Annotated in this window: 8 protein-coding genes; 3 read left to right on the top strand and 5 right to left on the bottom strand. The window is 57.7% G+C overall.

The features are described from left to right. Positions 1–80 precede the first annotated feature (80 nt). Positions 81–521, bottom strand: a complete 441-nt coding sequence (locus C8D72_RS02935; protein WP_115852895.1) for a hypothetical protein — start codon at positions 519–521, stop codon at positions 81–83. A gap of 262 nt (positions 522–783) precedes the next feature. Beyond that, positions 784–1713 carry a lipid kinase YegS gene (gene yegS, locus C8D72_RS02930; RefSeq protein WP_245955122.1) on the bottom strand — a complete coding sequence of 310 codons (930 nt, stop codon included), beginning with the start codon at positions 1711–1713 and terminating at the stop codon, positions 784–786. 641 nt (positions 1714–2354) lie between these two features. On the opposite strand from yegS, the gene C8D72_RS02925 reads away from it, so the two are divergent. Together C8D72_RS02925 and C8D72_RS02920 are read left to right on the top strand one after the other, a co-directional pair. Next, positions 2355–4163: an assimilatory sulfite reductase (NADPH) flavoprotein subunit gene (locus C8D72_RS02925; protein ID WP_115852894.1), complete on the top strand. Its 1809-nt coding sequence runs from the start codon at positions 2355–2357 to the stop codon at positions 4161–4163. 2 nt (positions 4164–4165) lie between these two features. After that, entirely contained in the window at positions 4166–5911 is a 1746-nt protein-coding gene (locus C8D72_RS02920) for an NADPH-dependent assimilatory sulfite reductase hemoprotein subunit (protein WP_115852893.1), read from the top strand. A gap of 145 nt (positions 5912–6056) precedes the next feature. Here the strand turns inward: C8D72_RS02920 and mdoH are convergent, their stop codons facing one another. The 3 genes from mdoH to C8D72_RS02905 form a co-directional block, all read right to left on the bottom strand. After that, complete coding sequence (gene mdoH / locus C8D72_RS02915) at positions 6057–8552, bottom strand: glucans biosynthesis glucosyltransferase MdoH (protein WP_115852892.1); 2496 nt, start codon at positions 8550–8552, stop codon at positions 6057–6059. Next, on the bottom strand, positions 8545–10125 hold the full coding sequence (locus C8D72_RS02910; protein WP_245955121.1) for a glucan biosynthesis protein G: 1581 nt from the start codon (positions 10123–10125) through the stop codon (positions 8545–8547). The genes mdoH and C8D72_RS02910 overlap by 8 nt, the downstream gene beginning before the upstream one ends. 361 nt (positions 10126–10486) lie before the next feature. Then, a complete protein-coding gene (locus C8D72_RS02905; RefSeq protein WP_115852891.1) occupies positions 10487–11683 on the bottom strand; it encodes a multidrug effflux MFS transporter in 1197 nt (398 codons plus the stop codon). Between the two features lie 130 nt (positions 11684–11813). On the opposite strand from C8D72_RS02905, the gene C8D72_RS02900 reads away from it, so the two are divergent. Beyond that, on the top strand, positions 11814–12794 hold the full coding sequence (locus tag C8D72_RS02900) for a formate/nitrite transporter family protein (RefSeq protein ID WP_115852890.1): 981 nt from the start codon (positions 11814–11816) through the stop codon (positions 12792–12794). Positions 12795–12818 lie beyond the last annotated feature (24 nt).

The raw sequence follows: 12818 nt of genomic DNA, 5'->3' as shown, positions 1-12818 counted from the left end.
ATATTCGACGATCGGCAGGTTCTGAAACCCGCTTTCTGCCGGTCGAACCGGCAGGCCGCATGGCGACCTGCCCTGTCGGGTTACTGCGTATTGCTTGAGGAGTTGTTGATCTGCTCGGCTTCTTCTGCCTGACTCATGGTGCCCGATGAGCTGGAGTTGGTTGCCGTGTGACCTGTACCGCCCTCGCGTGCACCGGTGCTTTCATCAGTGCTTTCCTGAGCTTCATTCATGCCCTGCATGGTGCCTGAATCGTCAGTGTCAGTATCACCATCTTCAGTCATGGTGCTGCCTGTGTCGGAACCCATGGTGTCATCGTTCATGTCACCATCGTCGGTACCGGCCTGATCAGCGGCACCATCAGAGGTCGCATTGGCGCCCTCGCCATCCATGGACTGGCTGGTCTCATTGGCTTCCTGGGCCTGATCACCTGCCTCATCAGCCGGATCGTCCTGGCCACAGGCACTCAGACCGAGCGCCATGGTAAAGGCAAGGCTTGCTGCCGCGATTGTTTTCCCTTTCATGAATACCTCCCTGATTGCTTCAGATAAAAGCCACGTCAACAGATACGGCACCGGAGCGGTAACCAATACTGCCCCTGAAACGGCTCACGCCGATTCTGCGCACTCTGGAAAGCGTAGACCAGTTCATGCACGTAAACGTATCAATACTACGTGTTAAATTGATGAGCCTACTATTTATAGTCTTCCGATAACTGTCATGCAGTCGTCATTTTGTAACGTTCAGGTTAATGCCAGATGTTGCCGAGTGAAGGGCGAAAATCTGCTAGCTGCTGCGACCCCGCCGGCTTCTGGGCTTGCCCTCGTACAAAAGCTGACACTCATCGGGAAGCAGGATCGACAGGGCGCCAGGGCAGACTTCGATTCTCGCCTGCGTAAACTCGTGAAACTCGCCATCGAGATTGATGGGCAGAGGCGTTTCACTCTGAAAATCCATCGACGTCAGTTGATGGTAGCGCACCAGCTTGCCATCGGTGGGGAGCTCTCTCAGCTCATGAATGGCACTGCCTATTCGGCTCAGCGAAAAGGCTTCAACGGTCAGCACATCCAGCAGACCATCGTTAAGCAGGGCTCGCGGCGTCAGCTCCTGGCCGCCGCCGGCCTGACGGCCATTACCGATCGCCAGCACGATCAGATCGCGCTCGTAGTTGCCATCGTTGGTCTGAAGATGACAGCGAAACGGTTCGAAGCGCCAGGCCTGCATCACGCCCACCAGCGAATAGGCCCCTCCCCCCAGCAGTTTTTTCAGGGCCGGCGGCGTATCGCTGGTGACCTTGGCGCCAAAGCCGCCGGAGGCCATGTTGAGACAGTACAGGTCGTTGATACGAGCCACATCGATGGCCCGGGGCGTGCCGTAAACCGCCAGTGAGAGCGCATCAAGAGGCGGCCCCGGGATACCCGTGGCAGTGGCAAAATCATTGGCTGTTCCCATGGGAATGATGCCCAGCGCAGGACGCTTCGAGGCATCGATCCCCATCAGCGCATTGGTGGCCTCGTGAAGTGTACCGTCACCCCCTGCCACAATAATGCGGTCGAGCTGCTGATCCACTGCCTCCTCAAGAAAGCGCGCAATATCGCCGCTCTCCCAGGTGACCCGGACCGAAAGATTCACGCCCTCATCCCGGATGCGATTCACTGCCTCGCGCAGCTCAGGATTCCCGACTCCCTTGCCATTCACAATCAGCCAGAAATTCAATATCGCACTCCTGTTTATCGAGTTGAGGAACAACGGTGCAGTGACGGGATAAACGCCGTCGTATCAGGCACTCGTCGAGGTGATATAGACAGCACGCCATGGCAGACACAAGTATCGGCACGCCAGACAAAAAACAGTGAAAATTACCACGCCATCCAGCGTACTTCATCTTCATGATGACACTGACAGCGGACGTCTCGTTGAAAATCCCCGCCAATGCCCTCCTGACCATTATTGATGTGAATGGTTCGTGCCCCCTGCTCGATGCAGGTATACTCCGTCGCTTTTATTATCCGGACAAGCCATCGGCATTTTCGATCGTAACGGCCTGATGTCAGACGCTGCAGGCATGCTACATTCACCGACGCTTTTGCTCGCACCTGCTGGAAAGACCGTCGGTATTGTGCCCACACGGCGCGTCAGCGCTGAAGACACGCGTGCTGACCGTCATTACTGGCACTCGCAGGACAGTCCTGTCAGCACCATGGGTTGCTCGATGCAGCAAAACGATAATGCCGGCAGTCCTGACCTGCCTTTAATTCCTTTAAATTATAAAAGCATTATAATTTATACCTTTTAATTCATTGGGGAGGTCGCTAGCATTCGCCTTCCTCCCCCGGGGACAGATGAGGATATCCACGATGTCACAAGGCCCCCTGCTCGATACCAACAGTCCTCTGAATGGCGATCAGGCCCAGCGTCTCAATGACGTGCTGGGCGGCATGGATCGCGATCAGATGACCTGGCTGAGTGGGTATCTCGCCGGACTCAACGCGTCCGGCGGCCAGCTGAGCGCTGCGTCACCTGCAGGTGCAACACAGACCGCCTCCGCACTACCCGAAATCACCGTATTGTATGGCAGCCAGACCGGCAACGCCGAAGGCGTGGCCGAACAGGCGCGCGATCGCGCCAAGGCCCATGGCTTTAACGTTCGTCTGCTCGATATGGCAGATGCCACCAAAAAGGATCTCAAGGATCCCACCAACCTGATGGTTGTGGTCAGCACCCAAGGAGAAGGCGATCCACCGGATACGGCCATCGGCTTTTATGAGCTGATCAATGGCCGCAAGGCGCCCAAGCTCGACGGCCATCGCTTTGCCGCGCTGGGACTGGGCGACTCAAGCTACGATCAGTTCTGTCAGATGGGCAAGGAGTTCGACGCCCGCTTGGCCGAACTCGGTGCCGAGCGTATCAGTGATCGCGTCGACTGCGACGTTGACTACGAAGAGCCGGCGGAAGCCTGGATCGAGACCGTACTGGCGCGCTACGCCGAACTTTCCGGTGCCACAACGGCGGCGGCTGAACAGGGCGCCCCGGCAGCATCGGCGGGTGAAAGCCAGTGGTCCAAGAAGAACCCCTTCTATGCCGAAATCCTCGACACGGTGATTCTCAATGACGATGGCTCCAGCAAGGAAACCCGTCATATCGAGCTGTCACTGGAGGACTCCGGTCTCGTTTACGAACCCGGCGATGCGCTGGGCGTGGTGCCACAAAACGATCCCGCCTACGTCGATGAGCTTCTGGAAAAGCTCAGGATCAGCCATGACACCGAACTCGATACCGGCAAGAAGGTGCGTGATGCCCTGCTGGCCGAGTTTGAAGTCACCACGCTGACGCGGCCGTTTCTCGAAAAGTGGGCCGACCTCAGCGATAACGCCGAACTGCGTCGCATTCTGAGTGACGAGGCGCGGGATGAGTTCAAGGAGTGGGTCTACGGCCGCCACATCATTGATGTGATCGAACAGTTCCCGGTCGACAACCTGGATGCCGCTACATTTACCCAGGCCCTGCGCAAGCTGCCGCCGCGCCTCTATTCGATCGCATCAAGCTATAACGCTGATCCCGACGAAGTTCACCTGACCGTGGGTGTCGTGCGTTATGAAGCGCATGGACGGGCCCGTAACGGGGTCACCACCGGATATCTGTCCGATCATGTCGAGCCCGGTGACAAGATCCCGATCTATGTTGATCGCAACAAGAACTTCAAACTGCCGCACGACAACAGCACACCGATTATCATGGTAGGTCCGGGCACAGGCGTAGCGCCCTTTCGCGCCTTCATGCAGGAACGTGACGATGCCGATGCCGAAGGTGACAACTGGCTGTTCTTTGGCGATCAGCATTTTCACACCGACTTTCTCTATCAGGCCGAATGGCTGAACTGGCGAGAAAAGGGCCTGCTGACGCGCCTGGACGTTGCCTTTTCACGCGACCAGGCTGAGAAGATCTACGTACAGGATCGCATTCGGGAAAAGGGGGCGGAACTCTACGCCTGGCTTGAGCGTGGCGCCCATTTCTATATTTGTGGCGATGGCGAGCGCATGGCAGCCGACGTACACCAGGCACTGCTGGATATTGTAAAAGAGCACGGTGGTCTTGATGAGGACGCTGCAGCCCAGTATATCCGCGATCTCCAGCAGTCCAAACGCTACCAGCGGGACGTATACTGAACATGACCGATATTATTGCCAAACTCCGTGACGAGTCGCTTGATGACTACGCCGCCAACGAAAGTCTCAAGGTCGGTAGCGACTACCTTCGTGGACGGTTAATGGAAAACATGGCTGACAACGCCACCGGCGCTGTCAGCTCTGACGATACTCAGCTGACCAAGTTCCACGGCTTTTACATGCAGGATGATCGCGACGTTCGCGATCAGCGCCGCAAGAAAAAGCTGGAACCGCTCTATTCTTTCATGGTGCGTCTGCGCATTGCCGGCGGGCGCATGAGCAGCGAGCAGTGGCTCACCCTGGATGATGTGGCACGCCACTATGCCAATGGCACGCTGCGCATCACCACGCGTCAGACCTTTCAGTATCATGGGGTTTTCAAGAGCAATCTGCGCGCGCATCTGAAAACGGTTAACGACGCCATGATTGACACCATCGCCGCCTGCGGCGACGTCAACCGTAACGTCACCTCGACGGCCAATCCGCATCGCTCGGCGGTGCACCGGCAGGTCTACGATCTGGCCGCCGAGATCAGCAACCATCTGCTGCCCCGCACACGCGCCTATCACGAGATCTTTCTGGGCGAAGAGCGTGTGGCCGGTGGTCCTGAAGAAGAGGTTACCGAGCCGCTTTATACCCAGCACTATCTACCGCGCAAGTTCAAGATCGGCCTGGCCGTACCGCCGGACAATGAGACTGACGTTCTGACCAACGACGTCGCCTTCATCGCGATTGTCGAGGATGGCGAACTCAAGGGCTTCAATGTTGCGGTCGGCGGCGGCATGGGCTCCACTCACGGCGAGCCGGAGACCTATCCGCGCCGGGGCACGGTCATCGGTTACTGCGATGTCGCTCAAACCGTAGACGTAGCCGAAAAGATCATGCTGGTTCAGCGGGACAATGGCGACCGCAAGAACCGCAAGCATGCACGCCTGAAATATACCGTCGACACCATGGGCGCCGACGGCTTCAGGGCCGAGCTAGAAAAATACCTGGGTTATGCGCTGGGCGAAGAGCGTTCGTTTGAGTTCACTACCACCGGCGATATTCTCGGCTGGTATCAGGGAGAGGACGGGCAGTGGCATTACGGTCTGTTCGTCGAGAACGGACGTATTCGCGACTACGAAGATGACAACCCCATTCATGCCGGCATGCAGATCATGACCGGGATGCGTGAAATCGCCACTATTCATGACGGCGATATCGTGCTGAGCTGCAATCAGAACCTGATCATCACCAATGTGAAGCCTGAACTGCGCGAGCAGATTGATGGCATCATCGATCGCTATCGCATGCTCAAGGACGTTACTCCCCTGCGCCAGCATTCGATCGCCTGTGTGGCCTTCCCCACCTGCGGTCTGGCGATGGCAGAGAGCGAGCGCTATCTGCCCACGCTGCTGGACAAGTTCGATGCCATCATGAAGGACGCCGGGCTGGAAAACGATCCAATCATCGTGCGCATGACCGGCTGTCCCAACGGCTGTGGACGTCCTTTCATGGCCGAGATCGGTTTTGTCGGCAAGGCGATCGGTCGCTATAACCTTTATCTGGGCGGCGACTTTACCGGCACCCGGCTCAACAAGATGTATCGCGAGAACATCGACGAGAAGACCATTCTCGAAGAGCTGACGCCGATGATTCATCGCTACGCCAGGGAACGTGAAGCAGGCGAATACTTCGGTGACTTTGTTGTGCGCGTTGGCATCATCAAGGCCACTGAAAACGGCCTGGATTTCCACACGGCCTGATGGCCGAGTAGTGTGCAGCATCCAGAGGGCCCGGCAATTGGGGGCCCTTTTTTATGGCTTCTTTTTTACCCGTTCTCACACCAACCAGTACGAACATGAAAAAGGCCCTGCCAATGGCAGGGCCTTTTTGCGTCAGACCGCCCGTCTAGATAAAGCGCGGTGGCGGATCATCGGCATAGGCTTCATCGATCCAGGCAGGATATTGCTGGCTTCGATCCCACACATGGTAATGGAGCCTTGAAAGCATGACCGGATCATCCAGCACCAGCAGCTTTTCCTTGATGGACATCTTGTCGGGCCCACCCACCAGCGCCTGGCGCACCATGGACTGACGCTGCGATTCGATCGCCTCGGACTTGTTATGGCGTGCCACCCCCATGGCGCAGCCCAGTGCGTTGTCGATGGGATTGACTACGGTCTGCACAAAGGTCGGTGCCGGCGGCTGACGGCGAGCATTACGCACAAAGCGCCAGGTGGCTCGCAGCTCCCGCGGCGGATTGGACTCTTCTGGAATCAGAAACATCCGCCCTCTGAAGGCAGCCCGCCCCAGTCCGACCTTACTGGTGATCACCGACACCGGGATCGACAGCATCAGCGCTCCGACAATAGGCCACAGCCAGAGCAGAAACAGCGGGTCCAGCCAGAGAACAAACAGTGTCCAGATAATGCCGAACACGGTCTGCCCGCCGTGACGCATGAACGCGTCCTTCCAGGTCGTCTCGCTGAAGTCACGCTGGGGCGATTTCCACTTGACCTCGATCCCCATCAACGCCGCCAGTACAAAGCGGGTATGAAAGAGCATGCGTACCGGCGCCAGCAGCATCGATATCAGCGACTCGATGATCATCGAAAAGCCAAGCCGAACTGCGCCGCCGTAGTAGCGCGGGCCCTTGGCCCAGATCACGATGACACTCAGGATCTTGGGCAGAAAAAGCAGCGTCAGCGTGGTGGAAAAGAGCGCCACCGCCCTGCCCGGATGCCACTCGGGCCAGCGTGGAAACAGCTGCATGGGCTCGGTGAAATACTCGGGCGTGGTCAGGGTATGTACGGCCAGAAGCGCCGTGGACAGCATCAGAAACAGGAACCAGAGCGGCGCCGACAGATAGGACATGACCCCGGTCAGGAATACCGCCCGGTGTACCGGATGCATGCCGCGCACCAGAAACAGCCGGAAGTTCATGATGTTGCCCTGACACCAGCGCCGATCGCGCTGCAGCTCATCGATCAGGTTGGGCGGCATCTCTTCATAGCTGCCCGGCATGTCATAGGCAATCCACACACCCCAGCCGGCACGACGCATCAGTGCGGCTTCGACAAAGTCGTGTGACAGGATCTCACCCGACAGGGCCCCCTTGCCCGGCAGCGGTGCCAGCGAGCAGTAATACATGAAAGGCTCAACGCGGATAATGGCGTTATGCCCCCAGTAGTGGGACTCTCCCAACTGCCAGAAGTGCAGGCCCGCCGTAAACAGCGGTCCATATACCCGGGTAGCGAACTGCTGCAGTCGGGCATAGAGGTTGTTACTGCCGGCGGCCAGCGGCGCTGACTGAATGATACCCGCGTCCGGATTGGCTTCCATCAGCTGTACCAGACGGGTCAGGCAGCGTCCGCTCATGACGCTGTCGGCATCCATGACCAGCATATAGCGGTACTTGGCGCCAAAACGACGGCAGAAATCGTCGATGTTGCCGCTCTTTTTCTTGACCCGACGCGAACGGCGCCGATAGAAGATCCGGCCGAACCCACCGACTTCGCGGCACAGTCGCAGCCAGGCATGGTTTTCTTCGACACAGGTGTCAGGATCATAGCTGTCACTGAGCACGTAGAAATCAAAGTGCTCAATATTGCCACTGCGCTGCACGGACTCGTAGGTCGCCTTGAGCCCGGCGAATACGCGGTTGACGTCCTCATTACAGATCGGCATGACAATCGCGGTTCTGGCCGAAGGATCGATCGGCTCATCGCCGGCACTGGTGGCCGAAATACTGTATTTGTCCCGTCCCTTCAGCAGCTGAAAGAACCCCATCAGTGCCGTCCAGAAACCGGCCGACACCCAGCAGAACAACAGCGCAAAAAGTACCAGCTCAGCCACTTCCAGCAGCTGCGCGCCCTGATACGGCAGCACGGTACTCATGTACCAGACGGCCACGGCACTTTGCACCATGACCAGCGCCAGAAGGGTCCAGCGGCGCATCGACCCGACCATTTTCCAGCGCGCCGCCGAGGGTGCCTCGGGGGCACGGGTCTTGCGCTCGCGAGGCTTTAGATTGCCACGGCGCAGATGATAGCCCTTTTTCAGGCGCTTGATCGGGCTGGTGGTCCAGGGGTGAGGCGCAATCGAGGTGCGCTCGATGGGCGGCATGGTCTTGAGACAGACACGCCCCGCCTTGTCGGTTCCAAGCACCTCCGGCGGTGCCAGCGGTGCCGTCCCGTAGGCGAGTTCCAGGCGCCGAAGCACCGAAGCACTGGAAGGGTCGTCCTGTAAAAGATGCTGTTTGCCGAGCTCCTCATGGATCTGAAACAGGGGCGTATCCTGAGAAGCCAGCGCCAGCAGTTCTCGTCGATTTCCCAGCTCCCGGGTCCCGAGCGCCAGGCGCTCGAGATACGCCCGGGCCGGGCTTGAATAGGCATCATCACTCATTGGCAGGCAGCACGTAGTTCCAGGTTTCCGTCAGGCGCGAATCACCATTTTTAAGAAAAGCCTTCATGTTGACCGGCTTTGAGGTGTCGTTGGCCTTGACGCTCAACTTCAGGCGATACCCGCCCATGGCAGGGTTGCGAACCACTTCACTGCGTACGACCTGACCGTTGTCACCCAGATCGACATCGGCCTGGATATTGGCATTGCTGCCCGGCGACTTGAGGTTCGGCCCCACGAAATCGACCACATACAGCGTGCTGTCGTCGTTTTTGCGCACCAGATTGTCCTGAATCACCTCACCGCGTGCGCGACGGGTCTGTGCCACCCAGCCCAGATCGGGCGTGTGATAGCGCGACTCGTTGAGCGTCCAGTTAATGGTGTAGTTGTAATCCAGCGGCTGATTGGTCGGCAGTTCCTGGGTCGGACGCCAGAAACTGACAATGTTGTCATTGGTTTCATCCGGCGTCGGAATCTGTACGAGCTCTACCTGACCGTCACCCCAGCCGTTTTGTGGCTCGATCCAGGCGCTGGGACGCAGGTCGTAGCGATTCTGGATATCCTGATAGTTGTCAAACTGGTGATCGCGCTGCAAAAGCCCGATACCGCGCGGATTGTTGGCCGGGAAGGTATCGACTGAAAGACGTTTGGGATTGGCCAGCGGACGCCACAACCACTGCCCGTCACTGGTGGCCAGCTGCAGGCCATTGGAATCATGAATGGCGGGACGATAATTGCTGTCCCCGGACGGCTGCTCGGGCCCAAACAGGTACATGCTGGTCAGCGGCGCGATGCCCAGCTTGGTGACCTGACGACGCAGAAAAAGACGCGACTGCACATCGACCACGCTGTCCTGACCCGGACGCAGAATAAAGCGATAGGCACCGGTCGCGCTGGGCGAATCGAGCAGCGCATAGATGGTCAGGTAGCGATCATCCCCCTGCGGCTTGACGACCCAGAACTCCTTGAAGCGAGGAAATTCTTCTCCCGAGTTAAGTCCGGTATCCACGGCCAGCCCGCGGCTTGAAAGACCATAGCGCTGGTTCTTGCCGGCCACCCGGAAGTAACTGGCGCCAAGGAACACCATCGACTCGTTTTTCTTGTCGGGGTTGTCCCCATAATTGATCTTGAAACCGGCAAAACCAAGATCCTTGAACTTCGACTTGTCGATATCAAGATTGCCGTAGTTGAAATTGTCCGGCGAGAATTTCAGTTCCTGCACATCATCGCCATTGACTTCGTTGATGGTCACGGGCGTGTTGTAGTGCATTCCCTCATGAAAGAACCCAAGATCAAATCGCAGGTTTTCGCTACGCCAGTGCGACTGGGCAGGCTTGTACTGAATCTGTTGATACTGCTGAAAATTCAGTCCGGAAAGTGAACCGGGGAGATTGCCTTGAGGCGCACTGTAGCCACGCTGTGCAAGCTCCTGAGCCTCCTGGCTGACATCATTGAAGTCAAATGCGAGCACGGCCTGAGCGGAAAACAGTGAAGCCACCCCGAAAGCCAGCATGGCACTTTTTTTCAGGGTAGTGTAAACCGCGGAACTACCGGAGGTTTTCAGATAAGACGTCACAGCAACATTCCTCATAAGCATCCTTGAAGTGCCCTGATATATAAAAAGGTATGGTTCATACGGTGACCGTCATGCAGGAAAAAATCTCAGGGCAGCCATGCATGACAGCGTATGCTTTATTGAACTGGGCAGGCCTGTTTACCACGACACTGCACTTTCATACCAGCAGTACAAGCGCAGCATTTTACGCCACTTTTCAGCGCGCAATACGTTCAAAAATGCCACAGCGACACAAAACATGTTCATGTTGAAGGCTAGGTTAAACGCCATTCTAGCGTCAGAAGCCCTTTTTCTCAGTAGTCATAATGAAACGCTGTCTTTTTTTACTTATCGGTGACATGCCGACAATAGAGGTAACCCGTCATGACACCGTCGGATGCCGATGAAAAACAAGAATTGCCGCCAGCAGCAAGCCACCTGCTCCCAGCACCCCTGTAAGGGCCAGCATCCATTGAGGTGGTAGCGGTAGCAGGGTCAGCAGCGAGGCCAGCAGTGCCCCACCCCCCATCTGGCAGCACCCGGCAAGCGACGACGCAAGTCCGGCCCTGTCGGCATAGGGCTCAAGGGCCAGACTCAACGCCGCGCCAAGTGTCAATGAAAAACCGGTCACCATGACAGCGTTGGGCAGCATGAAGGTGGCCACGCCCGGTCCGACAAGGCTGTAAAAAAGGCCGTGAAAAACCCCACCCGCCACCATGATGGCAAGGCCTGCATGGATGGCGCGTTGCTGGCCCAGACGAGCGATCAGCCGGGGAGCCAGAAAATAGGAAAGCACATTGATGGCGGCCACGGCGCCAAACCAGCCGCCGAAGGCGAGCTCACTCAATCCGGCCTGGTCAATCAGTAATATGGGGGCCGTGGTGACATAGATCAGAATGACCGTCATTCCGGTCATGGCAATCATGGCATGAAAGACAAAATGCCCATCGCGCAGAATGGCTAAAACATCATGGCCATAACGCGACCAATGATTTTTCCGTCGGCCTGGCGGTCTGGTCTCCTCAAGGCCCCAGAGACAAAACAGGGTCACGCCCAGAGCAAACGCCACCATGAACACAAAACTGGCGCGCCAGTGCCAGAAGGCGGCCAGCACACTTCCCAGCAAGGGGGCGAGCGCCGGTACCACACAGACTGCCGCATTCAAAAAACTGTAAATACCCGCCCGACGTTCGCCTTCAAAACGATCACGCACGCACGAAAATGCCACCACGGTGGCAAGCGAGGCGCCAAATCCCTGCATCAGGCGCCCGATATAAAAGAGCGTGATCTGATCGGCCACCAGACACAGCCCTGCGGCCAGACCATAAACGAGCGCCCCTGCCATCGCCATGGGGCGTCGTCCGAGGGCATCCACCAGCGGACCGGCCACCAGCTGCCCCGCCCCCATGCTGATGAGATACAGGGTGATGGACCATTTGATGCCGGCCGTATCCAGCGCAAAATCCTGCGCCAGCATGGGCAGCGAAGGCAAAAAGATATCGACCCCCATGGGGGTCAGTACGATCAGCGCCATCATCATCATGATCAGGCGACGGTTGCCGGCAGAATGGCCCATCATCAGACTCTTTTAAAATACGAGCCGGCACTGTACAGGCGGCCCGGAGCCCGGCCAACATGTCCTGTTGATTCAGGGGCCGCATGACTACGCTAAGCTCATCGATTACCGGGACAACCAACAGGCACGCCATATGAGCCAGGACCAGAACAAGCAGGCGCAGGATGACTTTGAAGGCGGTCTGGATGCCGAGACTTCAGAGCAGGAACAGCAGGATGCGACACCGGAGAACACCCCGGAAGATCGTCGCGAGGTCGAAGAGGTTGCCAACGAACAGGCCCGCGAGCTGCCCTCGCAGGCGGCCGCCGTACACCAGCGGCTTCGCAAGGATGGCCAGAAGGAGCTGTCGCGGGACTCCATGGCGCTTTTATGGTCCGCCATCGCCGCCGGCATTTCGATGAGCCTTTCCATGGTGGCGCGCGGTCTCTTGCATGCCAACCTGCCGGAAAGCGATACCGGATTTTTGATCGAGTGTCTGGGTTACACGATCGGCTTCATCGTGGTGATTCTGGCCCGCCAACAGCTGTTTACCGAAAACACGGTGACGGCCGTTTTGCCGGTCATGAGTCATCCGACGCTGGCCAACTTCGGCTCTTTGAGCCGTATATGGGGTGTGGTACTGGTCGGCAACATGATCGGCGCCGCCATTTCCGCCTGGACCTTTTTGCACCTGCCCATCTTTGACGCCTCGACCCAGGGCGCCTTTACCACCCTGGCAGAGCACGTCATGGAGAATACGACGGGCGAAATGTTCGCCAAGGGTGTGGTGGCCGGCTGGATGATTGCCACCCTGGTGTGGCTGATACCGGCAGCGGATCAGGCCAAGGTCTGGATCATCCTGATCATTACCTACGTCATGGCCATTGGCGAACTGACCCATATCATCGTGGGCGCCAGCGAGGTGCTGTACCTGGTCTTTGAAGGCGGCGCCAGCTGGGGCGAGTTCCTGTTCCACTTCGGCCTGCCCACGCTTGCCGGCAACGTGGTCGGCGGGACCTTCATCTTTGCCCTGATCAGCCATGCCCAGATTCGCGGTGATCTTGAAGCTCAAAAGGATCACAAACAGGGGCTGATCCAGCGTCGCCACAAGCAGAAGAAAAAGGCTCAGAAATAACGTGGCGACAGCGCCACGGTGACC

This window comes from Kushneria indalinina DSM 14324, from assembly GCF_003385845.1.
GTDB classification, from domain to species: domain Bacteria; phylum Pseudomonadota; class Gammaproteobacteria; order Pseudomonadales; family Halomonadaceae; genus Kushneria; species Kushneria indalinina.
This window is presented reverse-complemented; position numbering and strand designations above follow the sequence as displayed.